The following is a 26,135-nucleotide window of genomic DNA, read 5'->3' on the forward strand; positions in this document are numbered from 1 at the left end:
GCCCATCACGGACAACCGGCGCCGAATCATGTCGGCCGGAACCTCTCCCCATGCTCATCCGAATCCCGAACGTCCTGACGCCCGAGGAGGTCGCGCATTGCCGCCGCGTGCTGGAAGGGGCCGGCTGGATCGACGGACGCGTCACCGCCGGCGAGCAATCCGCCAAGGCCAAGTTCAACCTCCAGGTGCCCGAGAACTCTCCGCAGGGTCGTGAACTCGGCGAGATCGTCATGCGGGCGCTCGGCCGAAGTGCCCTGTTCGCGACGGCGGCACTGCCGCTGAAGGTCTTCCCGCCGCTGTTCAACCGCTATGACGTCGGCATGACCTTCCACGCCCATGTGGACAATGCCATCCGCCACGTGCCCGGCGCGGGCGTGCGCATCCGCACCGACGTGTCCTCGACGCTCTTCCTGACCGATCCCGAGGATTACGACGGCGGCGAGCTGGTGGTGCATGACACCTATGGCCAGCACACGGTGAAGCTGCCGGCCGGCGACATGGTGGTCTACCCCGCCACGAGCCTGCACAGCGTGACCCCGGTGACGCGCGGCTCCCGCTGGAGCTCCTTCTTCTGGACCCAGTCCATGGTGAAGGAGGATGCGAAGCGCCAGTTCCTCTACGACCTGGACATGGGAATCATCGAGATCCGCAAGGACCTGCCGGACGATCATCCCGGCGTGCTGGCGCTGACGAGTTCCTACCACAACCTCCTGCGGCAATGGGTGGAGATGTAGGCGGGCGACCGAGTGGTCGGCCGCTGTCGTGGCCGATCTGGCGCCCGCTGCATGAGGATCGCCGGCCTGTCCACACCGAAGGAGATGCGTGATGAGTGAGCGTCAGGACGCCGTCCCCGCACCGGCGAGAGACGCGGTCCTCCTGCCGCTGATGGCCGCCACCTTCTCCGGCAGCCTCGCCATGATGGCCTTCGTCGCGCTGATCGGGCCGATCGCGCGGGTGGCAGGGCTGCAACCCTGGCAGGCCGGGGCCGCCGTCACCGCCTCCGGCATCCTCTGGATGCTTGGCGCGCGCCCCTGGGGCGCCGCGAGCGACCGGCACGGCCGCCGCGCCGTGCTGCTGGCCGGGGCGGCAGGCTTCACCCTCGCCTACTGGGCGCTGTGCCTCTTCATCGATGCCGTGCTGCGGTGGGAACTCCCGGCCACGCTCGCCTTCCTCGGGCTGGTGGTGGGCCGCGCCCTCGTCGGCGGGACCTACGCGGCCATCCCCGCGGCCAGTTCCGCCCTGATCGCGGACCGCGTACCGCCGGCGGGGAGGGCCGCGGCGATGGCGATGCTCGGGACGGGCAGCGGGGCGGGGCTGGTCCTCGGACCGGCCCTCGCGGCGCTGCTGGTGCCCTACGGGCTGAGCGCGCCGCTCCTCGCCACGGCCGCGCTGCCGCTGATCGCCCTGCTCGTCCTCTGGTGGACGGTTCCGAGGCAGCCGCCGCAGCAGCGCCCGGCGCGCAAGGCCATTCCGCTCCGCGATCCGCGCCTGCGGCGCCCCCTGGCGATCGGCTTCGCCGCGATGTTCAGCGTGGCCATCGCCCAGGTCAGCGTCGGCTTCTACGCGCTGGACCGGCTCGGCCTGGGGCCGGAGGACGCGGCGCGGGCGGCCGGCACGGCCCTGATGTTCGTCGGCGTCGCACTCGTGCTCTCGCAATCCCTCGCCGCGCGGCTGCGCCTGGCGCCGGAACGGATGGTCGCCATCGGCACCTTCGTCGCGGCGATCGGCTTCGGCTCGGTCCTCTTCGTGGATCGGGCCTGGATGCTCGGCGCCTGCTACTTCGTCGCCGCGGCCGGGATGGGCTGGGTCTTCCCCGGCTTCTCCGCCATGACCGCGAACGCCGTCACGCCGGGGGAGCAGGGCGGCGCGGCGGGGGCCGCGGGCGCGGCGCAGGGCCTCGGGATGGTGGTCGGGCCCGTGGCGGGGAGCCTTCTCTACATGGCCGGCCCCGCCCTGCCCTACCTCCTTGTCGCAGCGATCCTGCTGGCCGCGTCCCTGTCCCTGGTCCTGCGCCCACCGGCCGCGGTCCGTCCGGGCGACGCCGCGGGACGGCCCGTTCCCTGAAATCCTGCGACCTCTCCGAAACGGCCCGATGGAACCCCCTCCCTTGCAACGCCTGATCGAAGCGCTCTCCGCGCGCGCGGACGACCTCGTCGCCCTGCGCCACGACATCCACCGCCACCCCGAGATGGGCTTCGAGGAGCGGCGGACCGCCGCCCTCGTCGCGGCCCGGCTGCGGGACTGGGGCCTCGCCGTGCAGGAAGGGCTGGCCGGCACGGGCGTCATCGGCACGCTGAAGGGCCGCCGTCCGGGACAGCGCGCCATCGCGCTGCGCGCCGACATGGACGCCCTGCCCATCCAGGAGGCGACGGACCTGCCCTACGCCTCCGCCAATCCCGGCGTGATGCATGCCTGCGGGCATGACGGGCACACCACCATGCTGCTCGGCGCCGCCCGGCACCTGGCGGAGAACCCGGACTTCGCCGGCACCGTCCACTTCATCTTCCAGCCCGCCGAGGAAGGCCTGGGCGGCGGCCGCCGCATGGTCGAGGAGGGTCTGTTCGAGCGCTTCCCCGTGGACGCCGTGTTCGGTCTGCACAACGAGCCGGGCCTCGCTCTCGGCCGCTTCGGCATCCGTCCCGGCCCGATGCTGGCCAATGTGGACACGTGGTCCGTCACCTTCCGCGGCACGGGCGGGCATGGCGCCGTGCCGCACCGCGCCACTGACCCGACCCAGCCCATGGCCGCCTTCATCGGGTCGCTGCAATCGGTGATCGGCCGCAACCTGCCGGCGCGCGAGACGGGCGTGCTCAGCGTGGGCCATGTCGCGGCCGGCGATGCGCGGGCGCCGAACGTCATCCCTGCCGAGGTGCGCGTGTCCGGCACCGGCCGCTCCTTCCAGCCGGAAGTGCGCGGGATCATGGGCCGCCGCCTGCGCGAACTGGCCGAGGCTCTCGCCATCGCCCATGGCTGCACCGCGGAGATCGAGTACCGCCACGACTACCCCGCCCTGGTGAACACGCCGGAGGAGGTCGCGCTGGCCGCCCGCGCCGCTGGCGCCCTGGCCGGCGCCGAGACGGTGGACGCTGACTACCCCCCGATCACGGCCGGGGAGGACTTCGCCTACATGCTGCAGGAGCGCCCCGGCGCCTTCATGCTGGTCGGCAACGGCGTCGCGGAGGATGGCAGCTTCCACCACGTCCACACGCCGAAATTCGACTTCAACGACGCGCTGATCCCCATCGGTGCCGCCTACTGGGTCAGCCTCGTCGCGCATGCGCTGGGCGCGGCGGGCGGGGACGGCGCGTGACGTCGCACCGCTAACGCCCGCTTCGCCGCCATCCCGCGGCGCTGGGCGATCCGCCCTGCCGGTGCCCAGCCCGCTTCGTTGAGCGGGCGGTGGGCCGCTCTCCCTGCCTCGTACGCCGATCGCCGTGGAACGGATGCGCGAGCGGTTGACCCGGCCGGCGCGGGCGGTGCCGAAGCCCTGCACGCCTGGGGGCGGTCCGATCCGCCACACCGCGCTGTCCGGCCTTGTGTCGCCCGGGCAGCCGGCTTATCGAGAATGATTATTAGAAACAACCGGCCCGGCCGGGGGTCATCGGCCCCCTCGGCCTGGCCGCACGGTGCCAGGACAGGACGTGATCCCCCTCCGACAGGAATGGCCCCCCGAGTTCACGGCGCGCTACCGCGCGGCGGGCTACTGGCGCGGCGAGACCTTCCCCGCTTTTCTCCGACAGCGCGCGGCCGAGCATCCCGATGCCGTGGCGGTGGTCGGCGGCGACCAGCGCTGGACCTATGCGGAGCTGCAGGCGCGGGCCGAGGCGGCGGCGGCCGGCTTCCTCGCCCTCGGCCTGCGCCCGGGCGACCGCGTGGTCGTCCAGCTCGGCAATATCCCGGAGTTCTTCCCGGCCGTCTTCGGCCTGTTCCGGGCGGGGCTGGTCCCGGTCTACGCGCTGCCGGCCCACCGGCTGACCGAGATCGCGCATTTCGTCGCGAAGGCCGAGGCCGCCGCCTACATCGCGGCCGATCGCGGCCCGGACGGCTTCGACTACCGCACGCTGGCGCGAGACCTGCGCGCGGCGGCGTCCGGGCTGCGCCACGTCGTCATCGTGGGCGACGCCGCGGAGTTCGCCCCCTTCGCGTCGCTCGACGGCGACCGCGCCGCGCTGCCGGGCGACCCCAACCCGTCCAGCGTCGCCTTCCTGCAGATCTCGGGCGGCACCACGGGCCTGTCGAAGCTCATCCCGCGCACGCATGACGACTACATCTACAGCTTCCGCGCCAGCAACGAGATCTGCGGCGTGACGGCGGAGAGCGTCTTCCTCGTTGCCCTGCCCGCCGCGCACAACTTCCCCATGAGCTCGCCCGGCCACATGGGCGCCCTCTACGCCGGCGCGCGCGTGGTGCTCAGCCCGAACCCCAGCCCGGAGACGGCCTTCCCGTTGATCGAGCGCGAGGGCGTGACGATCACCGGTCTCGTCCCGCCGCTGGCCCTGCTCTGGAGCCAGGCGGCCGCGACCCCGCGCCACGATCTCTCCAGCCTGAAGGTGCTGCTCGTCGGCGGCGCGAAGCTCACGCCGGAGGCCGCGCGTCGCGTCCAAGGGGCGCTGCCCGCCCGACTGCAACAGGTCTTCGGCATGGCCGAGGGGCTCGTGAACTACACCCGCCTGGACGACCCGGACGCGATCGTGCTGGAGACCCAGGGCCGCCCCATCAGCCCCGACGACGAGGTGCTGATCGTGGACGACCTGGGCGAACCGGTGCCGGAGGGCGAGGCGGGCCACCTGCTGGCCCGCGGCCCCTACACCATTCGCGGCTATCACAACGAGCCCGCCGCGAACGCGCGCTCCTTCACGCCGGACGGTTATTACCGCACCGGCGACATCGTGCGCCGCACGGCGGAGGGCTACCTCGTCGTGCAGGGGCGCGCGGGCGACCACATCAACCGCGCCGGCGAGAAGATCTCCGCCGAGGAGGTGGAGGACCATCTTCTCGCGCACCCGAACGTCTTCGACGCGGCGGTCGTCTCCATCCCCGACGAGTTCCTGGGGGAGCGGAGCTGCGCCTTCGTCATCCCGAACGGCGAGCGGCCGCGCGTGGCCGCGCTGAAAGCCTGGATGCGCACCCGCGGCATCGCCGACTTCAAGGTGCCGGACCAGGTGGTGCTGGTGGACTCCTTCGAGACGACGGCGGTCGGGAAGATCAGCCGCAAGGAGCTGCGCGCCCGCCTGCGCGCCCAGCTCCTGGCCGAGGAAGGCGCGGGCTGACGGAGAGCATGACGGCATGGCCGAGGCGATGAACCCGCCGATGACGCGGGAGCGGATGCGCGCGGACCTCGCGCGCGCGCTCCGCATGGGACCGGAGGAGATCGAGGGCGGCGACGATTTGAGCGACCTGGGTCTCGATTCCATGCGGGCGATGGCGCTCGTGCTGCGCTGGACCGAGGGCGGGCTGCAGCTCGACTTCGGCGAACTGGCGGAGCGGCCGACGCTGGATGGCTGGTGGGCCGTGGCGGAGCGGGCGATGGCGAAACGCGCGCATGGATGATGTGCGCGGCGGCGCCGCGGCCTTCCCGCTGACGGAGGCGCAGGAGGGCCTGTTCCTCGCGCAGCGGCTCGATCCCGGGAATCCGGTTTTCAACACCGGCCAGTACATCGAGTTCCGCGGACGGCTGGACGTGGAGGCGTTCCGGGAGGCGGTGGACGGGACCGTGGCGGAGGCGGATTCCCTCGCGCTCCGGATCGGCGACGGGCCGGATGGCGTCGTGCAGCGCCTCGATCCCGCGCTGCGCCCCTGGCTGGAGGTGGTGGACCTGTCATCCCAGACAGACCCCCTTGCCGCCGCGCGGGAGGCAATGGCGCGCGACATGGGCCGCGCCGTGGACCCGGCCCGCGGCGGGCTCGCGGCCGAGCGGCTGTACCGGCTCTCCTGCGAACATCATCTCTGGTATCAGCGCGCGCATCACCTCGTGCTGGACGGCTACGGGACAGAGCTTCTCGTCCGCCGCGTCGCCGGGCTCTACGCCGCGCGCCTGACGGGCACCGATCCGGGCCCGCCGCTCGCGCCCTTCGCGGCCACGGTGCAGGAGGACGCCGCCTATCGTGCCGCCCCGCGCCGGGAGTCCGATGCGGCTTACTGGCGAAAAGCGATGGCCGATGCGCCCGATGTCACGGGCATCGCACCGGGGCCCGCGCTCACGGCACGCCGCGTGCACCGCGCCCATGCCGCCATCGATGCCGCGACCGGCGAGGCGCTGCGCCGCGTCGCCGCCGCGCACGATCTCGCCTGGCCGGACCTGCTCGTCGCGCTGCTGGCCGCCTATGTCCGGCGCCTGACGGGCGAGGCGGAGGCGATCGTCGGCGTCACCTTCATGAACCGCTTCGGCAGCGCCGCGGCGCGGGTGCCGTCCACGCTGATGAACGTGCTGCCGCTGCGGATCCGGATGGACGAGGACGCGCCGTTGGGCGAGGCGGTGGAGGGGATCGTCGCCCAGCTCGCCCGGATGCGGCGCCATGGGCGTTATCGCGGCGAGCAGTTGCGCCGCGACCTCGGCCGCGTCGGCGCCGGACGGCGGCTGTTCGGCGCCATCGTCAACATCCAGCCCTATCACGAGATCCCGCCCTTCCCGGGACTGACCGGCGAACTGCACCTGCTCGGCACCGGGCCGGTGGACGACATCACCTTCGACCTTCGGACCGATCCCGGTGCCGCAACCCTGCGGCTGGATCTCGAGGCGAACCCGAACCTCTACACGGCGGAGGAGGCGGCGGGGCATGCCGTCCGTGCCGCGCATTTCGTCTCCGCGGCCCTCGCGGCCGGGCGGCTGGCGGATGTGCCGACGGCCACGCCCGAGGAAGCGCAGTGGCTGGTCCACACGGCCAATGCGACCGCACATCCCGTTCCCGACACGACGCTGGTGGCGCTGATCGAGGCGACGATGGCTGCTCGTCCGGGCGCCGAGGCGCTGGCCTTCGAAGGGCGCTCGCTCACCTATCGCGAGCTCGACACGCGCAGCGCCGCCCTGGCGGCGGGCCTTGCGGCGCGCGGAATCGGGACCGGCGACCTCGTCGCCGTTTCGCTCGACCGGTCCCTGGAGCTGGTGGTCGCCCTTCTCGGCACCCTCCGCGCCGGCGCGGCCTACCTGCCGCTGGACCCTGCCCATCCGGCAGATCGCCTCGCGCGCATCCTCGCCTCCGCGAAGCCGCGCCTTGCCTTGGCAGCCGCCACGCTGCCCGGGGCAGTGGAGGTGCTGCCACCCGCCGCCTGGCCCCGGCACGGCACCGCCCCGGCCGGTCCCACACCTGACGACGCCGCCTATGCCATCTACACCTCCGGCTCCACCGGCGAGCCGAAGGGCGCCGTCATCACGCACCGGGCCATCGTCAACCGGCTGGAGTGGATGCGGCAGCATTACGGCCTCACGCCCGGTGATCGCGTTCTCCAGAAGACACCCGCCACCTTCGACGTCTCGGTGTGGGAGTTCTTCCTCCCCCTCCTCTGCGGCGCGTGCCTCGTGATCGCGCCGCCCGGCGCGCATCGCGATCCGGCCGCGATCGCCCGCCTCATCCGCGAGGAGCGGATCACGACGGCGCATTTCGTGCCCTCGATGCTCGCGGCCTTCCTCGCGCATCCGGACGCGCGCGGTCTCGCGATGACGCGGGTCTTCCTCTCCGGGGAGGAGTTGACGGCCGATCTGCGGGACCGCTTCCACGCCACGATGCAGGCGGAGCTCCACAACCTCTACGGCCCGACCGAGGCCGCGGTGGATGTGAGCTTCTGGAACGCATCCGAGGGAGATCACAGCCGCCCGGTCCCGATCGGGCGACCGGTCTGGAACACGCGTCTCTATGTGCTGGACGATGCGCTGCGGCCCGTGCCGACCGGCGTCACCGGGCATCTCTTCATCGCGGGCGTGCAGCTCGCGCGCGAGTATCTCGGCCGGCCCGACCTGACCGAGCGCGCCTTCATCGCCGACCCCTTCCATCCCGGCGAGCGCATGTACCGCACGGGCGACCTCGCCCGGTTCCGCGGGGACGGGGCCATCCTCTATCTCGGACGCTCCGACGGGCAGGTGAAGCTGCGCGGCTTCCGCATCGAGCTCGGGGAGATCGAGGCGGCAATCGCCGCCTCGCCCATGGTTCTGCAGAACCGCGCGATCGCGCGGGAGGACCGGCCGGGGGACAAGCGGCTCGTCGCCTATCTCGTCCCGGCGCCGGGCTATGACGCGGCGGCGCTGCGCGCCCATGTCGCCGCCCGCGTGCCTGACTACATGGTCCCCTTCGCCTTCGTGGCGCTCGATGCGCTGCCGGTGAACACCAGCGGCAAGCTCGACCGCGCGGCCCTCCCCGCGCCGGAAATGGGCGGCGGGCCCGGCCGCCCACCTGAGACGGAGACGGAGCGCCGTCTCGCCCACCTCTTCGCGGAGGTGCTGGACCTGCCCGAGGTGGATGCGGAAGGCGACTTCTTCGCCCTGGGCGGCCACTCCCTCCTCGCCGTGGATCTCATGCTCCGCGTGCGGGAAGCGTTCGGCCGCGATCCCGGGCTCGGCGCCCTCTTCGAGCATCCGACGGTGGCGCGGCTCGCCGCCCTGCTCGATTCCGCGTCGATGCCGCCTGGCGACGACGGGCTGCGCCCGCTCATCCGCCTCGCCGCGGGCGACGAGGGCCGCGCACCGCTTTTCGTGGTGCATCCAGCCGGCGGGATCGCCTGGTGCTACGGCCATCTCGCCCGTGCGCTGTCGCCGGAGCACGGCGTGCTCGGCCTCCAGGCGCCTTCGCTGGACGCCGATGTGCCGCCGCCCGCAAGCCTCGACGCGCTGGCGTCCGACTACGCGGATCGCGTGCTGGCGTCCGGCCAGGCCGGACCGGTGCACCTCGCGGGCTGGTCCGTTGGCGGTATCATCGCCCATGCGATGGCGGTGCGGCTTCGCGCGCTCGGCCATGCGGTGGGCAGTGTCTGCCTCCTGGACGCCTATCCGGCGGACGCGTGGCGCGCGGAACCCGAGCCGGACGACGCCGCCATCTATCGCGCCCTGCTGGTGATCGCGGGCCACGACCCGACCGGGCACCCGGACCTGCCGATGGAACGCAGCGCGGTGATGGCCTTTCTGCGCGAAGGCGGCACCCCGCTCGGCCGGCTGCCGGAAGCGGCGCTGGACGGGGTGGTGCGCGTGGTGGAGGGCAACAACCGCCTCGTGCGCGGCCATCGGCATCGCCGCTACGACGGGACCGTCACGCACTTCCGGGCCGCGCGGGATCATGCGGGCCGCGGGCTGTCCCCAGCGATGTGGACGCCCTACGCCGCGAGGCTGGAGGTCGTCGACGTGCCCGTGCTGCATGGCGAGATGATGGGCCGCGCGGCCACCGCGGTGATCGCGCCGGCGCTTCGCGAGCGGATCGGAAGAAGTCGAGGAGTTTGAACTCCCCCGACTTCTATCGCTCAACCGGCGTGGCCCCGGTCAGAATCGTTCCGCGGCAGCCTGATAAGAACAGATGAGGGGTTTGGGGAGAATACCTTCTCCCCAACCTTCTCTCACCAGCGCACCCGATCAGACCCGGATCAGGCTCACCGAATCCCCGCTCGGGTCCTCCACCGGCGGCTGGCCTCGCGGGGCCATGCGGGCCTTGTTGGTAACGTAGGCCAGGCCGGAGCGCCGATCCACGGCCACGGTGTTCGGGTGCGTTCCGGTCTCGACGCTCGCGATGACGGACAGGCCCCGCGCATCCACGACACTCACGGTCCCGGCGCCGCGATTCGCCACATAGGCCAGCGCGCCGTCGGCGGAGAGGGCGACGCCGAGAGCCCCCGCCCCCGTCTCCAGGGACGCCAGCAGACGGCCGGAGGCCGCATCCAGGACGGTGAGGCGGCCGCTGCGCTGGTTCGCGCAGAAGATCCGCCCACTCGCCGCGTCGAAGGCGAGGTTGATCGCGCCCTCGGCGCCCGAGCTGAAGCGCCGGATGCCCGCCTTGCGGGAGAGGCTGACCTCCACGATCTCGTTCGACTGCAGGGCGGTCGCGAAGAGCCGGTCGCCCGAGGGGTCGAGGGCGATGCCCATGATGCCGCCCTCCAGCCCCTCGTTGATCACGCCCGCGACCCCGTCCGCCGCGGCGTCGAGCATCCAGATGGCGCTCGGGCGATCGCGCGCGCCGAAGACGGAGACGAAGGCCCGATTCCGCGCCTCGTCCACGATCACCTGCCGGACATGGGCCCCCTGCCCTTCGCCGATCCGCGCCTTCACCGTGCCGCTGCGGAGGTCGATCGCCAGCACCTTGCCCGCCCGCGTGCTGGTGCCGAAGAGCGTGCCCGTGCGGTCATTCACCGCCACGCCGAACACCGGCTCGTTGCCGAGTTCAATGGTCGAGCGCGGCTCCAGCGTCCGGAGGTCGAGGCCCACGACCTTCGCTTCCGAGCCACCGCGGCTGCCGGCGCTTGCGACATGCAGGAGGTTCGTGGCGGTGCTGACCACGAGTTCGTAGAGGCCCGGCGCGACCGATACGCTCCGCTCCACCGCCGGCGCCGCGTGGCCAGGTGTGGCGCGCATCGCGAGCGCCGCGGCCCCGAGCAGCCCGGCGAAACCGCGGCGGGACAGGGTCGGGGCACCGATAGCGGCACCGACGGGACGTATCAGCATCTCGAGCCTTCCGATCCGGCGTCCTGGCGATGGAACGACATGGCGATGGTGCGCCAACCAGGCACGTATTTGCGATTGGCTCGCATTAGCAGATAGACGAGGTCCAGTCGATGGTCTTAACCGAGGCGAGCAGCGGCGGAGGAAGCGCCGGTCCGACCGTCACGGATGCCTCAACGGCGCGACGGGGGACCAAGATCGCGGGAGAGAACGTCCCCTCCCGCGACAGCCCCGGACTCAGCCCTTATCCACGCCCCAGAACAGGCAGAAGCCGCGCGGCACGCCGGTGATGTTGCGGCGATAGGCGGTCGGGTCCAGTGACTGGCCGAGGGGAATGTAGGGCACGTCCATCGCCGCCTGTTGCTGGAGCTGGGTGCAGAGCGCGGTGCGCGCCGCGTCATCCGGTGCGTCGAACCAGGCGTCGCGCAGCGCCTCGATCCGTGGGCTGTCCGGCCAGCCGGCGAAGGCCCGGTCGCCGTCCCCGCGCAGGGCGATGTGGCCGGCGGGGTCCTTCTGGTCCAGCCCGCCGAAGGAGGTGAAGAAGGCGCTCCAGCCCCCGGACGTCGGCGGGTCCCGCCGCACGCGCCGCTGGTTCATGGCGGCGTTGTCCATGGGCAGCGGCTCCACCCGCAGGCCGATCCGCTTCATGAGGTCGATTGCGACTTCCGAGATGCCCGCGGTCGCGGAGCTGGCGCCCTGGATCGCGACCACCGGCTCCCCGCTATAGCCGGCCGCCTCGATCTCCCGGCGGGAGCGGTCGAGGTCGCGCGGGCGGGTGATCAGGTCCGGCACGGCGCCCGAGGTCGGGCCAGGGGTGAAGAAGCCGATCTTGTCGCGCCACAGGCTGTGATCGTCGCCGATCATGGTGCGCATGAAGTCCGCCTGATCCACCGCGCCCAGCACCGCCCGGCGGATGGCCGGATTGTCGAAGGGCGGGTGCAGGTGGTTCAGCCGCATGATGCTGATCTGGCCGGCGGGATCGCTGATCTCGATGACGATCTCGCGGTTCCGGCGGAGCAGGGGCAGCAGGTCGCCGGGCGGTCGCTCGAACCAGTCCACCTCCCCGGCGGAGAGCGCGCTGGAGGCGCTGCCGGCATCGGGCATGGTGATCCATTCCACCCGCTCCAGGCGCACGATCTTGGGGCCTGCGGTGAAGCTCGGCGTGCCGTCCGGGCGGGGGACATAGCCGGCGAAGCGCTTGTAGACGTTCCGCGCGCCCGGCACCCGCTCGGCCGTGTCGAAGACGAAGGGTCCACTGCCGATGACCTCCCGCACCGGCGTGGTCGGCGAGGTCCGCGCCAGCCGCTCCGGCATGATGCAGGGCATGTGGGAGGCGGCCTTGCCCAGCGCGTCCGGCAGCAACGGGAAGGGCTTCTTCAGCCGGAAGCGGATGCCCCTGTCAGAGGGGGCCGAGAGTTCGTCGGTCGCGGCCATCAGCGCGGCGCCGAGCGGGTCGCGACCGGCCCAGCGGCGGATGGAGGCGACGCAGTCCCGCGCCAGCACCGGCTCCCCGTCGTGGAAGCGCAGGCCGTCGCGCAGCGTCAGGTTCCAGGTGCGGCCATCATCCTCGATCGCATGGCCCTGCACCATCTGCGGGTGCGGGCGCAGGTTCTCGTCCAGGCCATAGAGCGTGTCGTAGACGAGGTAGCCGTGGTTGCGTGTGACGTAGGTGGACGTCCAGACCGGGTCCACCACGTCGAGGTCGTTGCGCGGGACGAAGCGCAGGACCTTTGCGGCCTGGGCGCGAACCCCAGGCGCGGCGAGCGCCGCAGCCCCGGCGGCGAGGAGCGCGCGGCGGCCGCCGCGCATCAGGCCGGCACCGCCGCGAGGCGCGAGAGGTCCGGCATCGGCCGGCCGAAGCCCTCCTGCGCGTGCAGAACCTGCTCGACCGCCAGGGCGATGCGCAGCAGGCGCACGTCGTCGCGATAGCGGCCGATCAGGTTGATGCCGAAGGGCATCCCGTCCCGCCCCCTGCCGGCGGTGATGGTCGCCACCGGATGGGCGGTCCAGGTGATCGGCGTGTTGATGGAGGCGGAGGGCATCCGGTCGAAGTCGTACTCGTCCGCGCCGTAGCGGGCGTTATCGGCCCGCAGCGCGGCCTCGCGGCGCTCCACCTCCGCGACGCTCGGCAGCGGTTCATTGGCGCCGGGGGTGATCAGGACGTCATGGCCTTGCAGCAGCGTGGCCAGAGCTCGGAAGGCCACGGTCTGCACGCGCTGCGCCTCCGCGATCTGGCGGGTGGAGGCGGCGAAGCCGCGGCGGAGGTCCACGTTCTTCTGCGGCGTCAGGCGGTCGGGGGCGGTCTCGTGAACCTCCCCGTAGGCGACGAGGTAGGCGAGGGTCCGCAGCATGTAGAAGGCGTGGGTGATCGGCCCGAAATCCGGCGTCACCCACTCCACCCGTCCGACATGCGGGGCGATGGCGGCGATCACCTCCTCGAAGCGCGCGCGGATGCCGGCATCCACCTTCACGCAGCCGAGGTCCGGGGAAACGGCGACGCGCAGCGTGCGGGGATCGGCCGGCACGGGGTCCAGCAGCGGCGCGAGGTCAGGGGTCCAGTCGAAAGGATCGAGCGGGCTGGAGCAGATCATGCCCGCGAGAAGCAGCATCACGTCCTCGGTGGAGCGCGCCATGGGCCCGACCACGGAGGAGACGTCGAAGGCGATGGGCAGGCTGGGATAGGCGACGAGGCCGGGGCTGGGCCGCAGGCCCGCCGTCCCATTGCCGGCGGAGGGGCCGCGGATGCTGCCGCCCATGTCCGATCCCGTCGCCAGCGGCACCATGTCCGCCGAGAGCGCGACCGCCGACCCACCGGAAGAGCCGAGGCAGGACAGGGACGGATCATGCGCGTTGCGCGTCAGCCCGTAGATCGTGTTCCGCGACGTGCCGCCCTGCAGGAGTTCGGGCACGTTCGTCTTGCCGATGACGATCCCGCCCGCCGCGCGGATCGCGGCGACCGTCGGCGCATCCTCCGCCGCGACGCGATCGGCGAAGAGCGGACTGCCGAGGGTCGTGTGCAGCCCCTCGACATTCGTGGATTCCTTCACGGCCACGGGCAGTCCCAGCAGCGGCGGCAGGTCACCGCCCTGCATCGCCCGGGCCTCAGCCGCCACAGCCTCCCGCTCCGCCCGGTCCCAGCACATCTCGACGAAGGCGTTGAGCGACGGGTTCAGCCGGTCGATCCGCGCCCGCACGTCGCGCAGCAGCTCGACCGGGGAGAGATCGCGCCGCGCGATGCGCCGCCGCAGCTCGGCCGCCGGAAGTTGGACCAGGTCTGCCAAGCGCGAGCCTCCAGAACGATCAATCCACCGATCGCTGGAGCCTATGGAGGGGGAAGAGGGCGGTCAACGACGCGCCGAGTGCGTGCCCCTACTGCCGGCCGATGCCAAGTTCCTGCAGCAGCGCGCGGTTCGCCGCGCTCTCCGTGACGAAGCGTTCCCGGAAGACGGCGCCCGGCTGGAAGCTCGGAACGGCGTTCAGACGCTCGGCCGCGGTGCGGAAGCCCTCGCTGTTCACCGCGGTTCCGCAGGCCCGCTCAAGGGTGCTCGCGATGGGATCGGGCAGGTCGGCCGGCGCGAGCAGGCCACCATAGGTGGTGCCGGCCATCGGATAGCCCAGCTCGGCCGTGGACGGCACGCCGGGCAACCCCGCCATCCGCTGGCTGCCCATCACGGCGATCACCGGAAGGCCCGTCGCGGCGGGGATGGAGGCGGCCTCCACGAAAACCTGGATCTGCCCGGCGAGCGCGGCCTGCGCGATAGGGCCGGCACCGATGAAGGGAACGGCCAGCCCTTCCACGCCGGCCGCGCGGAGCAGTTGCAGCGTCAGGATGTGCTGCGTGCTTCCCATGCCAGGCACGCCATAGACCAGCGCCTCCCGCCCCGTCCGGGCGTGGGCGATCATGCCCTGCAGGTCGCGGAACGGCGCGTTGCGGCCGAGGATCACCACCTGCGGGTTGTCGTAGACGAGGCAGAGATAGCGGAACCCTTCCGCCGTGTAGTTCACGGTCTGGAGGTAGGGCTGCGTCGTCACCGCGTTGTTGGGCGACAGGCCGATCGTGTAGCCGTCCGGCCGGGCGCGAAAGAGTTCCGCGTTGCCGATAGCACCCGCCGCCCCGCCGCGATTGACCGCGACCACCGTCTGGCCGAGCGCCCGGGAGAGCTCCGCCTGAAGTGCGCGCGCCATCAGGTCCGTGTTGCCGCCCGGCGGGAAGGGGATGATGAGCTGGACCGGGCGGCTTGGGTAAGCCTCCTGCGCGGCAGCGGGCAACGCCCACAGGGCGACCAGTAGGACGATCCAGCGCATCTTCGGTGTTCCCCCTGCCTGCGCCGACGCTAGCACCCGGGCCGCCGGCGGCGCCATCCGGCCACCGTCACCGGATCTTCACGCCCGGCCCCGCCCCGTTTGCCTATGGACGGACACGATCCGAGCCGGAGACCCATGTCAGAGGACGCTTCGCACCGGATCATCGGTGCGCTGCCGGAGGTGCCCCGCCCGGCCCCCTCACCCCAACGCGGTGCTGTCCTCGTCCCGCGGCAAGCGGAGCAGCGGCTGGCCCGCGCGGATCATCCTGCCCTCCACCGCGCTCTCGTGCAGCGCGAAGCCCTCCGGCGTGAGCAGGATGATGGTCGAGCCGTGCTCGAACCACCCCATCTCCTCGCCCTTCCGCAGCGCGGCGTCGCAGGGAATCACGCGCGCCCCACCCACGCGCAGCTCGGTGCCCGGCCCCAGGAACCCCAGCCGGATGCCCGCGACGAGGATTGCCGCGACTGGCACGAGGGTGATCGGATACCCGCGGCGATCCAGTCGCGCCCGGATCGGCGCGCGCTCGTTGCGGCAGAACAGGCGGTCCACCCGCCGCAGCGCGGGCGGGTTCACGTTCCAGGTGTCGCCGGGGATGTAGGTGACCGATTCCACGCACAGGTCCTGCGGCGCGTGGAAGCGGTGATACATGCTCGAGGTCAGGCGCAGCGTCACGTAGCGGCCACCCGCGAAGCGCGCCGCGTGATCCGCATCCCCGAGCAGGTCCGACAGCGCATAGGCCGAGCCCTTCACCTGCAGGACCTGCCCCGCCTCGACGCGCCCCTGGGCACCGACGATCGCGTCACAGGGGCTGACGAGGATCTCCGGATCCGGATGCACCGGCCGCGCCCCGTCCTTCAACCGCCGTACGAAGACGTCGCGCAGGGAGCGGAACTCCGAGGTCCGCGCGTCGCTCAGATCGAGATCGGCGAAGAGCCGCCAGGTCGCGACGCTCAGGTCGCGGACCACCGGGTTCTCGATGCGGCTGAACCAGCCGAAGAGGCGCGTCGCCCATCGGCGGGGGATGCGGTTCGTCAGGACGAAGTTGATGCCCTCATGGCCCGCGATGCGGGCCAGGGCGGACCGCACGATCGTCACCGCCGCCCTCCTTCCTTCCAGGGATTCAAGGAATGCTGAATACCGGCCTGGGGGTGCTGGCACCCTATGCGGCGAGCGCCGGGGCGATCCTCGCCGCGCTCGTGAAGGGGCGGGCGCGGCTGCGTCTCTCGCGGGCGAAGCACCCGTCGCTGACCGGCCACGTCCGGATGGCGCGGCGCATCGCCACGATGATCCCGTTCTACGAATTTGACGAAGCGGGGTTCTTCGACTCCGACGACGCCCCGCCCGAGGTGGCGGCTCGGCGGCGCGACGGCTTCCAGCGGCTTGCCGCCCTTTATCGCGAGCGCTTCCCGCGCAGCGTAGCGCTGACGGCGGAGGCGCGGGCCGGCCTGTCCGACCTCCAGTTCACCTCCGCCTACCGCGTGCCGTTCCAGTACAGCCGCCATGTGCGCGAGCACCTGCCGACCGGCGCCTTCCTGGAGTCGTCCCATGGCGTGACGGTCACCGACCTCGACGGCAACGTGTTCTACGACGTTACCGGCTCCTACGGCGTGAACCTGCTCGGCAACGACACCTACAAGGCACTGATTGAGGCCGGCGTGGCCCAGGTCCGCGACCTCGGGCCCGTGCTCGGCGCCTACCATCCCGTGGTGGCCGACAATGTCCGGCGGCTGCGCGCGATCTCCGGACTGGACGAGGTGTCCTTCCACATGTCGGGCACGGAGGCGGTGATGCAGGCCGTGCGGCTGGCGCGCTACCACACGGGCCGGTCGCATCTCGTGCGCTTCTCTGGCGCCTATCACGGCTGGTGGGGCGACGTGCAGCCCGGCATCGGCAACCCGCAGCCGGCCCGCGAGACCTACACGCTGAACGACCTGTCGGATCGCACGCTCCACGTCCTGCGGACGCGGCGCGACATCGCCTGCGTGCTGGTGAACCCGCTCCAGGCCCTGCACCCGAACGGCGCGGCCCCCTCGGATTCGTCGCTGGTGGACAGCGGCCGGAAGGCCGGCTTCGACCGCGCGGCCTATGCCGAATGGCTGCGGCGGCTGCGGGAGATCTGCACGGAGCGCGGCATCGTGCTCATCCTCGACGAGGTGTTCCTCGGCTTCCGCCTGGCGCCCGGCGGCGCGCAGGAATACTTCGGCGTCCGAGGCGACATGGTGACCTACGGCAAGACGCTCGGCGGCGGGCTCCCGGTCGGGGTGCTGTGCGGCAGGCGCGAGGTCATGCGCCGCTTCCGGGACGACCGGCCGGGCGACGTCTGCTTCGCGCGCGGCACCTTCAATTCCCATCCCTATGTGATGGGCGCCATGGACGCCTTCCTCCGGCACATGGAGACGCCGGCGGCGCGGGCCCTCTATGACGGGCTGGAGGATACCTGGGATGCGCGCGCCGCAGCCCTGAACGGTCGGCTGGAGGCAGAGGGGCTGCCGGTGCGGGTGGCCAACCTCTCGACCGTCTGGACGGTGCTCTACACCCGCCCCGCCCGCTACAACTGGATGCTGCAATACTATCTCCGGGCCGAAGGGCTGGCGCTGAGCTGGGTGGGCACGGGCCGCCTGATCTTCAGCCTGAACTTCACCGAGGCTGACTTCACCGCCGTGGCGGACCGCTTCGTCGCGGCCGCCCGGGCGATGGAGCGGGACGGCTGGTGGGCGGGCCCCGACGCTACCAACAAGGGCATCCGCCGACGCATCCTGCGGGAGATCTTCGCGCGCCGCCGGCGCCCCTCGGGCTGACGCCGGCGGCCGCGGCGCTATCGCGGGTGGTGCCGCGCGATGGACGGATCGATTCGCTGCCCCTGCAGGAGATAGCCGGGGGAACGGTGGTAGAGCTTGATGTCGTGGAAGGGGTCCGTGAGGATCTTCGTGGCCCAGACGAGGCCCGTCCGCACGTCCCGGATGAAGAAGAGCTGCACCGTCCGGAACAGCAGGCCGGCGACGGCGAGGAAGAGCCAGAACCAGCCGAGGTTGCGAACGAACTCGGCGGCCGTGCCGTGCGGCTCCAGCGTGCCCAGCAGCGTCGGGTCGAGCAGCAGGACGAGCGGGGACAGCGCCCAGATCGACATGAGGATGATCTTCCGGAACAGGTTGTACCCGACCTTGATCTCCTCCTTGTGCTCGTGGCTGGCGTGGTTGACGTGGTCGTAGCCCTTCGGCTCGAAGAAGAGGTGCCCCGCCTGCCGGCTGGTCATCGCGACGAGCCATCCGATCAGCGCCGCGATGGCCGGGTCCTTGAACGCGACGGCATAGGCGCAGAGAAAGCTCATCGCGCTCAGCAGGTGCAGGCTCTGATTGATGCGGCTGTGGTGGTAGTAGCGATGGTCGTCCCAGCGCTGCTCCCTCAGGTGCTCGATGAAGCCGGTCATCGCGGGTCCTTCATGGTGACGGTCTCCTGGTCGGGGTGCATCAGGCCTGCTCGGCCAGGACCTGTGCTTCCGCGCCATGCCCGGCCGGCGCGGAATCGCGCGCCTCCTTCGCGAGGCGGAGAAGCGAGAAATGGCCGAGGGGCGGCAAGGGGCGCCGCTCGAGGAGGCGGGCCGCGGGGGTGCTCTCGATCCAGCGGGCGTATCGCGCCCAAGGGAACTCGGTGCGCCATCCCAGGCGGCTGGTCAGCGGCATGAGCAGGCGCTCGATCGCGCCGCGCAGTCCCCGCTCGGCGCCGATGCGGGTGGTGATGATGATCTCCCCGCCGGGCCGCAGCACGCGGAGGAATTCGTCCAGGGCTCGCTCGGGATGTGGAACGGCGGTCACCACGTACTGGGCAACCACCACATCGAAGCTGTTGTCCGGAAACCCCAGTCGCTCGGCATCCATCACCATCAGGCCGCCGACGCGGTCCAGGCGCTCGCGCTCGGTCCGCTGCCGCGCCTTGCCGAGCATCGGCGCGGAGATGTCCATGCCGAAGATCGTCATCCCCGGCCCGTAGCCGGCCAGGGACAGGCCGGTGCCGACACCGACCTCCAGAACGCGCCCGCCGACCCGGTCGGCCGCCTCGATCGCGATGCGGCGTCCCTGCCGGAACACCGGGCCGAAGACGAGGTCGTAGACCGGCGCCCAGCGATCATAGGCGAGGGCCGGAACCTCCGCATCATGGATCGGACTCAAGGTCGGGCTTCCCGTCCCGGAACCGCCATGCTCACCGGATGCACCTGGGTGCCGTGTGGGGCCATCATCGGGTGATTGGACAAACGCCATGCGGGCAACAACGCGTCAACCTCGTTCGCGAGAACGCGCGACGACGTGTCATAGATGTGGAGCCGTGGCCAGCGACGGATCGTTTGCAATTCTGTTGCGGATTCGCGGAGCGCCGGCCGCGATCGATGGCGGTCCCGAGAGTCATAGGGCTGCCATGTCCAGAGGCCGGGGAACCTCCTCGGGTTTGGTGCCGACCAGTGTTCCTACGGGTCCTTCCGTCGGGTCAACGCCCTGACCCGATCTCGACGACACCAGGGGCAGCCCTGTCCATGATCCTGCGACAACACGAGGCCTTCTGCGGGATCGGACGGAACCGCCAGCCCGCTCGCCCGACAAAGTCATGACATCGAGATGATACTGCCCGGCGGACGTCGGCGCGGGAAAGCTATGACCACGTGCGCCGCAGCGGCGTCCTCTCGTGGGCGGCGGTTTGCAAGGTCCTCGGCGTCCCGGATTGCCGCATCACCAACCACGTGGCCTTCGACCCCGCCTTCGCCATCAGGTTCACCATCACGCGGAAGGCACCGAGCGGAACCCCGGGGGACGGCGACGTCTTCGGCAGCCAACACGACGCACCCCTGCTGGGTTGGAGGTCCCGGCGGCTCCCTGAGGCCGCCGCGGTTCTCACACTTGGCTTTTCAGGCATCTGAAAAAGGGCATTGGATCGACCCGGGCCGCACGGTTGCTTGCCGGATCGCCATGGCGACGCCTAGCCTTGGCACGGGCCTTGCTGCCCGACGATCCGAGACGCCCTGCGAGGACCCAGGCACCAGCATGAGAGCTGCCTCCGCCATCCAGCTTCCGCTTCCCGCCGCAGGGCGGCGGCGGAGGCGGCTCGGCCGTCCCGGAGCGTGGATCGGCGCGGCCTCCCTGGGGGCGATGCTGCTCGCCTGGTGGGCGTCCTCGGAAGGGCGCGTGGTCCCGCGAGACCTGCTCCCCTCCCCCGCCGAGGTCTGGACGGCGGCCGTGGACATCACGCGGGACGGCTTTCGCGGCACCACGCTGCTGGGGAATGCCCTGTCCACCCTCGGGCGGCTGGGGGGCGGCTTCGGGCTGGCGGTGCTGGCCGGGGTGCCGCTGGGCCTGTGGATGGGCACCCGGCGGGGCGTGGCCGCGGCGCTGGACTGGATCCTGCAGTTCATGCGGCCCCTGCCGCCGCTCTCCTACATGATCCTGCTGATCCTGTGGCTGGGCACGGGCAACGGCTCCAAAGTCGCGCTGCTCTTTCTCACGGCCTTCCCGATCATCGTCGCGGCCAGCACGGCGGGCGTGCGGGGCGTGAAGCTGCAACGCATCCAAGCGGCGCGGGCCATGGGGGCGTCGCGCGGGCAGGTGTTCCGCCACGTCGTGCTGCCCTCCGCGGCGCCGATGATCCTGACGGGGATGCAGATCGCCCTCGCCGCCGCCTTCTCCACGGTCGTCTCGGCGGAGCTGATGGCGGCGACGGACGGGCTGGGCTGGATGGTGATCTCGGCCAGCCACTTCCTGCGCAACGACGTCATCATCCTCTGCATCCTTCTGCTCGGCCTGCTCGGCGTTGCGCTCGCGTGGCTGCTGCGGCTGATCGACCGTCGGTTGGTCCACTGGCGGGGGCGCGACTGATGCGCCGCCGCGCCGCGTCCCTCCCCGCCTGGGTCATCTCGACCTTCTCCATCGCGATCGTCCTGGCCGCTTGGTGGGGCGCAACGGCCGGCGGGCTGGTCAGCGACCTCTTCCTGCCCGGCCCCGCCGATCTCTGGTCCGGCCTGAACGAACTGATGGAGGACGGCTACAAGGGCCGCACGATGCTGGAGCATCTGGAGATGAGCCTGCTGCGCGTCGGCGCAGGCTTCCTCACGGGCGCCCTGGCGGGAACGCTGCTCGGCCTCGGCATGGGCTACGCGCCGCGGCTGGACGCGGCGGCCGCGCCCTTCATCGAGTTTCTCCGCCCCCTGCCGCAGCTCGCCTATCTCGTGCTGCTGATCGTCTGGCTGGGCATCGGGGAGTCGAGCAAGATCACGATGCTCTTCCTCGCCGCCCTGCCCGTCTCGGCCATCGCGGCGCGGGACGGGGTGCGCAACATCCCGGCGGAGCGGCTGAGCGCCGCCCGCGCGCTGGGTGCCACGCGCTGGGGAGTGTTCCGGCACGTCGTCGCCCCCTCCGCCCTGCCCGAGATCCTCACCGGGGCCCGGCTGGCGCTGGGCATCGTCTACGGCACGCTGATCGCCTCCGAGATCATCGCGGGCTCCTCCGGCATCGGCTGGATGATCCTCGATGCCGGTCGCTTCCTCCGCTCCGACTACGTCTTCGCCGGCATCCTGGTGATCGGGCTGACCGGCATCGCGATCGACCGCCTGCTCCTGCTGATCGAGCGGCGCGTGGTGCACTGGGCCGGGCGCTGACCCGGCCGCGAGAGAAGGAGAATCCAGGATGCCGCAACCCCAGGTGACCCGGCGCACCGCGCTGGCCTCGCTCATCGCCGCCGCCTACGCGGGCGGTCTCGGCACCGGCCGCGCGGCGGCACCGGAGCGGGTGAATGTCGGCTTCTTCACCGAGACGAAGCCCACCATGATCGCCAAGGGCGAGGAATGGTTCGCGCAGGGCCTCGGTGGCCCGATCACCTGGACGGAGTTCGCCTCCGGCGCGGAGATCAACACCGCGATGGTCGCCGGCTCCTGCGACATCGGCCTCGCCACCGGCTCCGTCGCCACGGCCTCCGGCATCAGCCAGAACCTGCCCTTCCAGCTCGTCGGCGTGGTGGACAATATCGGCCCGGCCGAGGAGATGACGGTCCGCGCCAGCACGAACATCCGCACTCCCGCAGACTTCCGGGGCAAGAAGGTGGCGACGCCCTTCGGCTCCACGAGCCATTTCCGACTGCTCGGCTTCCTCAAGACGAACAACCTCACGCAGCGGGACGTGACGGTGCTGGACATGCGCCCGGCCGCGATCCAGGCGGCCTGGGCGCGCAACGAGATCGACGCCGCCTATGTCTGGGCCCCGGCGAAGAGCAAGCTGCTGGAGGCCGGCGGCCAGGTCTTCCGCACCTGGGACACGCTGGACCGGGCGGGCTACGTGGTCGCGGACCTCATCGTCGTGCGCAACGCCTTCGCCGCCTCCTACCCGGACGCGATCGTCGGCTTCCTGAAGGCCTACGGCCGGGCGCTGGAGATGTGGCGCACCCAGCCCGATGCCGCGGCCGCCATCGTCGCGCGCCAGGCCGGCGTGACGCCGCAGGTCGCGAAGGCCGACATGGAGGAGTACGACTTCATCTCCCTGGCGGATCAGATGAGCGCGCGCTGGCTCGGCGCGCCGGGCCAGCCCGGAGCCTTCGCCGGGGTGCTGAAGGGCACCGCCGACTTCCTGGTGGAGCAGCGCTCCATCCGCTCCGCCCCCGGGGTGGAGGTCTTCGGCCGCGCGATCCACACGGAATACCTCCAGCGGGCGGTGGCGTGAACGACGGACCGGTGGCGGGCGTCACGACGCCCGCCTTCGTCCGCTTCCAGGGCGTCTCGGTCCGCTACGGCGAGGGACCGGAGTCGGTGCTCGCCTTGCAGAGCGCGGACCTCTCCTTCGCCGCCGGCGACTTCGTCTGCATCGTCGGACCGTCCGGCTGCGGCAAGACCACCATGATGCAGACCCTTGCAGGCTTCCTGACGCCCACCAGCGGCACGGTCAGCGTGGATGGGCGCGCGGTGGACGGCCCCGGCCCGGACCGCGGCGTGGTGTTCCAGCAGCCCGCGCTGTTCCCCTGGATGACCGTGCGCGCCAATGCCGGCTTCGGTCCCCGCATGCGCGGCGAGAACCCGCGGATGGCGGCGGAGCGCGTCGAGCGCTGGCTGCGCACCACGGGTCTGTGGGATTTCCGCGACCGCTACCCCTACGAGCTGTCCGGCGGCATGCAGCAGCGCCTGGCCATCGCCCGTGCCCTCTGCAACGAGCCGCGCCTGCTGCTCATGGACGAGCCCTTCGGCGCGCTGGACGCCCTCACGCGGGAGCGCATGCAGGAAGAGTTGCACGCGGTGTGGCGGCGCACCGGGATGACCGTGGTCTTCATCACCCACAGCGTGGAGGAGGCCGTCTATCTCGGCACCGAGGTGGTGGTGATGTCCCCGCGCCCCGGCCGCATCGTCGAACGCATCGCCACGCCTTTCGCGCGCGGCGCGGCGGAGGAGAACATCCGCACGGTCAAGAGCCGCCCGGACTTCATCGCCCTGCGGGAACGCGTGCTGTCCCTGATCTGGGGCATGGAGGATCCCGAGGCGTGACGGACGGGCGGACGTCCTGATCAGCCGGCCCTGGTGACTTCGGGAAGAGGGAACTCTCCCTCTCCTGGCCCGTCGAATGCATGCATTCGATCCCTCATCTTGCATTGCCAGGCTGCCAAGAAGTCCGGGCGCGGGAGAGCCCGACGACAGATTCCGCGGCAGCCAGGCAAAACGAGATGAGTGGGGGGCCGGGGGAGAGAATTCCTTCTCTTCCCCGGGGCCGACGGCGCAACGGATCAGCTCCGCCGCGCCCAGCGCGTCACGAGGACGTCCCGATCAACTGCCGGATGCGGCTCGCCAGCACGTCCATCTCGAAGGGCTTGCTGAGCACGTGCATCCCCGGCTCCAGATGGCCATTGCCCAGGACGGCGTTCTCGGCATAGCCGGTGATGAAGAGGACGCTCAGCCCGGGCCGGAGCGACCGCCCGGCATCCGCGACCTGGCGGCCGTTCATCCCCCCGGGCAGGCCGACATCGGTGACGAGAAGATCCACGCGGACGTCGGATTGCAGGACCTGCAAGGCCGAGGCACCGTCGGTCACCTCGATCGCCGTGTAGCCGAGATCCTCCAGGACCTCCGTCACCAGCATCCGCACGGTCGGCTCGTCATCCACCACCAGCACCGTCTCGCCCTGCTCGGCGCGCGGCACAGGCAGCAACTCGGCGGGGCGCGTCTCGTCCTCGGCCTCCGACCAGTGCCGGGGCAGGTAGAGCCGCATGGTCGTGCCCTTGTCCACCTCCGAGTAGATCCGGATCTGGCCGCCGGACTGCTTCACGAAACCGTAGATCATGGACAGGCCAAGCCCTGTGCCCTGGCCGATCGGCTTGGTGGTGAAGAAGGGGTCGAAGGCCCGCGCCACGACGTCCGGCGGCATGCCCGTGCCGGTGTCGGTCACGGAGATCGAGACGTACTGGCCCGCCGTCATGTCCCGTTGCCGGGACGCGCGTTCGTCCAGCCAGGCGTTGCTCGTCTCGATGGTCAGGTGGCCGCCATCGGGCATCGCGTCGCGCGCGTTGATGCAGAGGTTGAGGAGCGCGTTCTCCAGCTGGTTCGGGTCGCACAGCGTGGGCCAGAGACCCGCGGCCAACACCGTCTCCACCTTGATGGCCGGCCCCGCGGTCCGCTGGATGAGCTCCACCATGTCGGCGATCAGCCGGTTCGCCCGGGTCGGCTTCGGATCGAGCGTCTGCCGGCGGGAGAAGGCGAGGAGCCGGTGCGTCAGGGCCGCCGCGCGGTTCGCCGCCCCCTGCGCGGCCATCACGTAGCGGTCCACCTGCGCCAGCCGCCCCTGTGCGACCCGCGTCCGCAACAGCTCCAGGCTGCCGATGATGCCGGTCAGCAGGTTGTTGAAATCGTGCGCCAGCCCGCCCGTGAGCTGGCCGACCGCCTCCATCTTCTGCGATTGACGGAGTTGCTCCTCGGCCTGCCGCAGGGCCTCCGCCTGCTCCCGCTCCGCCGTGACGTCGCGTCCCACGGCGTTGATCAATCCTTCGCCCGAGGCGGCGGACCAGCTGATCCAACGATAGGCTCCGCCCCGCGTCCGGTACCGAGTGACGAAGCGCGTCAAGGTTTCCCCGCGGGACAGGGCTTCCACGCCGCCATGCGCGCCTTCGGCATCGTCCGGGTGGATCAGTTCGAACACCTGACGCCCGATGAGATCGACCTCGGGCCAGCCGAGCACCGTCATCCACGCCGGATTGACCGCGGTGATCGTGCCGTCGAAGCGCAGCACGAGCATGATCTCGGCCGAGAGGCGCCACATGCGGTTGAGGTCCGCCGTCCGCTCCGCGACCCGCGCCTCCAGCGCGTCGTTCAGGTGGCGAAGCGCCTCCTCCGTGCGCTTCGCGTCGGTCACGTCGTAGATCACGCCGCTGAAGCGGAGGTCGGAGGAGTCCGTGTCGCGCAGGAACTCCCCGCGCCGGGTCAGCCAGCGCTGCTCGCCGGTGTCCGGGCGGATGATGCGGAACTCCGCCTGGCTGATCAGGCCGTCCCCGGTCTCGTCCGGCAGGCTGATGATCGGCGGGTCCTGCGGATGCACCACCGCGTTGATCGTCCGCAGCGGCAGGTCCTGGGCCGGCTGCAGGCCCAGCAGGGCGCAGAACTGGGCGGAGACGGACACGGTGCCGAAGCCGCCCACATACTCGAAGGTGCCGACGCCGCCGGCCGTCTGGGCGATCCGGAGCCGCTCCTCCGCGCGCTTCTGGTCGGTGATGTCCACCAGCGTGCCGGCGAAGCGACCCTCCTCCGCGTGGCGGCGGCCGCGGGCCTGCACCCATCGGACGAGGCCGCCAGGCAGGAGGAGGCGGTACTCCTTCGCGAAGACGTCCGCCCCCCGCAGTATGCCGCCGACCGCGAGCCGGATGCGCGTCTGGTCCTCGGGATGGATGATGGAGAAGAAGGTCGCGGGCGACACGCCATGGGCCGCCTCCGCCTCCGTCAGCCCGTAGAGCGCGGCGAAACGGGCATCGCCCACGATGCGCCGCTCCGCGATGGACCAGTCCCAGGCCGCCATCGCCCCGGAGGCGGAGAGGGCGTCGCGCAACCGCTCCTGCACGCTCACCGGTTCCCGCAGCGAGGCGTCGCGCGCGCCGTCCGTCAGCGCCGTCACCGGCGCTTCATCGCGGGCGCACGGCCCACCCGTTCCGATGCTCCCGGCAACCGGCCGCAGACCCTGGCACGACCGCCGCTCACCGGCAG

At 71.5% G+C, this 26,135-nt stretch carries 19 protein-coding genes and 1 pseudogene; 12 read left to right on the top strand and 8 right to left on the bottom strand.

The annotated features are described in order from the left end of the window. Nucleotides 1-50: 50 nt before the first annotated feature. The 6 genes from ACP6CK_RS13380 (at nucleotide 51) to ACP6CK_RS13405 (ending at nucleotide 9,421) form a co-directional block, all read left to right on the top strand. Entirely contained in the window at nucleotides 51-734 is a 684-nt protein-coding gene (locus ACP6CK_RS13380) for a Fe2+-dependent dioxygenase (protein WP_426959505.1), read from the top strand. A 91-nt stretch (nucleotides 735-825) separates the two neighbouring features. Further along, complete coding sequence (locus ACP6CK_RS13385; protein ID WP_426959507.1) at nucleotides 826-2,064, top strand: MFS transporter; 1,239 nt, start codon at nucleotides 826-828, stop codon at nucleotides 2,062-2,064. A gap of 43 nt (nucleotides 2,065-2,107) precedes the next feature. Beyond that, entirely contained in the window at nucleotides 2,108-3,310 is a 1,203-nt protein-coding gene (locus tag ACP6CK_RS13390) for a M20 aminoacylase family protein (RefSeq protein WP_426959508.1), read from the top strand. 331 nt (nucleotides 3,311-3,641) lie between these two features. Next, nucleotides 3,642-5,270, top strand: coding sequence for a (2,3-dihydroxybenzoyl)adenylate synthase (locus ACP6CK_RS13395; RefSeq protein ID WP_426959509.1), 1,629 nt, complete (start codon nucleotides 3,642-3,644; stop codon nucleotides 5,268-5,270). A 16-nt stretch (nucleotides 5,271-5,286) separates the two neighbouring features. Next, nucleotides 5,287-5,550 (top strand): phosphopantetheine-binding protein, encoded by a 264-nt coding sequence (locus ACP6CK_RS13400; RefSeq protein WP_426959510.1) that lies wholly within the window; start codon nucleotides 5,287-5,289, stop codon nucleotides 5,548-5,550. Then, nucleotides 5,543-9,421: an amino acid adenylation domain-containing protein gene (locus tag ACP6CK_RS13405; protein WP_426959511.1), complete on the top strand. Its 3,879-nt coding sequence runs from the start codon at nucleotides 5,543-5,545 to the stop codon at nucleotides 9,419-9,421. Before ACP6CK_RS13400 ends, ACP6CK_RS13405 begins: the two co-directional genes overlap by 8 nt. A gap of 129 nt (nucleotides 9,422-9,550) precedes the next feature. Here the strand turns inward: ACP6CK_RS13405 and ACP6CK_RS13410 are convergent, their stop codons facing one another. The 5 genes from ACP6CK_RS13410 to asd form a co-directional block, all read right to left on the bottom strand. Beyond that, nucleotides 9,551-10,633 carry a YncE family protein gene (locus ACP6CK_RS13410; RefSeq protein WP_426959512.1) on the bottom strand — a complete coding sequence of 361 codons (1,083 nt, stop codon included), beginning with the start codon at nucleotides 10,631-10,633 and terminating at the stop codon, nucleotides 9,551-9,553. 234 nt (nucleotides 10,634-10,867) lie between these two features. After that, on the bottom strand, nucleotides 10,868-12,439 hold the full coding sequence (locus tag ACP6CK_RS13415) for an ABC transporter substrate-binding protein (RefSeq protein WP_426959513.1): 1,572 nt from the start codon (nucleotides 12,437-12,439) through the stop codon (nucleotides 10,868-10,870). Next, entirely contained in the window at nucleotides 12,439-13,911 is a 1,473-nt protein-coding gene (locus ACP6CK_RS13420) for an amidase (RefSeq protein ID WP_426959514.1), read from the bottom strand. The genes ACP6CK_RS13415 and ACP6CK_RS13420 overlap by 1 nt, the downstream gene beginning before the upstream one ends. A gap of 88 nt (nucleotides 13,912-13,999) precedes the next feature. Beyond that, the gene (locus tag ACP6CK_RS13425) at nucleotides 14,000-14,935 is read right to left on the bottom strand and encodes a Bug family tripartite tricarboxylate transporter substrate binding protein (RefSeq protein WP_426959516.1); all 936 of its coding nucleotides are present in this window, start codon (nucleotides 14,933-14,935) and stop codon (nucleotides 14,000-14,002) included. A 198-nt stretch (nucleotides 14,936-15,133) separates the two neighbouring features. After that, complete coding sequence (gene asd / locus ACP6CK_RS13430; RefSeq protein ID WP_426959517.1) at nucleotides 15,134-16,030, bottom strand: archaetidylserine decarboxylase; 897 nt, start codon at nucleotides 16,028-16,030, stop codon at nucleotides 15,134-15,136. 32 nt (nucleotides 16,031-16,062) lie between these two features. Between asd and ACP6CK_RS13435 the strand changes: the two genes are divergently transcribed. Beyond that, nucleotides 16,063-17,733, top strand: coding sequence for an aminotransferase class III-fold pyridoxal phosphate-dependent enzyme (locus ACP6CK_RS13435; RefSeq protein WP_426959518.1), 1,671 nt, complete (start codon nucleotides 16,063-16,065; stop codon nucleotides 17,731-17,733). Between the two features lie 17 nt (nucleotides 17,734-17,750). On the opposite strand, the gene ACP6CK_RS13440 is transcribed toward ACP6CK_RS13435, so the two are convergent. After that, nucleotides 17,751-18,362, bottom strand: a complete 612-nt coding sequence (locus tag ACP6CK_RS13440; protein ID WP_426959519.1) for a hypothetical protein — start codon at nucleotides 18,360-18,362, stop codon at nucleotides 17,751-17,753. 40 nt (nucleotides 18,363-18,402) lie between these two features. Continuing rightward, nucleotides 18,403-19,101, bottom strand: a complete 699-nt coding sequence (locus ACP6CK_RS13445) for a methyltransferase domain-containing protein (RefSeq protein WP_426959520.1) — start codon at nucleotides 19,099-19,101, stop codon at nucleotides 18,403-18,405. Nucleotides 19,102-19,577: 476 nt separating this feature from the next. On the opposite strand from ACP6CK_RS13445, the pseudogene ACP6CK_RS13450 reads away from it, so the two are divergent. From ACP6CK_RS13450 to ACP6CK_RS13470, 5 genes and pseudogenes are all read left to right on the top strand, one after another. Then, nucleotides 19,578-19,841, top strand: a pseudogene (locus ACP6CK_RS13450) (DUF4387 family protein); the annotation flags it as partial. Between the two features lie 124 nt (nucleotides 19,842-19,965). Further along, the gene (locus tag ACP6CK_RS13455) at nucleotides 19,966-20,793 is read left to right on the top strand and encodes an ABC transporter permease (RefSeq protein WP_426959521.1); all 828 of its coding nucleotides are present in this window, start codon (nucleotides 19,966-19,968) and stop codon (nucleotides 20,791-20,793) included. After that, the gene (locus ACP6CK_RS13460) at nucleotides 20,793-21,572 is read left to right on the top strand and encodes an ABC transporter permease (protein WP_426959522.1); all 780 of its coding nucleotides are present in this window, start codon (nucleotides 20,793-20,795) and stop codon (nucleotides 21,570-21,572) included. Before ACP6CK_RS13455 ends, ACP6CK_RS13460 begins: the two co-directional genes overlap by 1 nt. Before the next feature lie 28 nt (nucleotides 21,573-21,600). After that, nucleotides 21,601-22,626, top strand: coding sequence for an ABC transporter substrate-binding protein (locus tag ACP6CK_RS13465; protein WP_426959523.1), 1,026 nt, complete (start codon nucleotides 21,601-21,603; stop codon nucleotides 22,624-22,626). Further along, entirely contained in the window at nucleotides 22,623-23,438 is an 816-nt protein-coding gene (locus tag ACP6CK_RS13470; protein WP_426959524.1) for an ABC transporter ATP-binding protein, read from the top strand. Before ACP6CK_RS13465 ends, ACP6CK_RS13470 begins: the two co-directional genes overlap by 4 nt. Before the next feature lie 259 nt (nucleotides 23,439-23,697). Here ACP6CK_RS13470 and ACP6CK_RS13475 read toward each other — a convergent pair whose 3' ends face one another. Continuing rightward, on the bottom strand, nucleotides 23,698-26,046 hold the full coding sequence (locus tag ACP6CK_RS13475; protein ID WP_426959525.1) for a PAS domain-containing protein: 2,349 nt from the start codon (nucleotides 26,044-26,046) through the stop codon (nucleotides 23,698-23,700). Nucleotides 26,047-26,135: the final 89 nt, after the last annotated feature.

Origin of the sequence: Muricoccus radiodurans, assembly GCF_050154705.1 — a bacterium.
Classification (GTDB): domain Bacteria; phylum Pseudomonadota; class Alphaproteobacteria; order Acetobacterales; family Acetobacteraceae; genus Roseomonas; species Roseomonas radiodurans.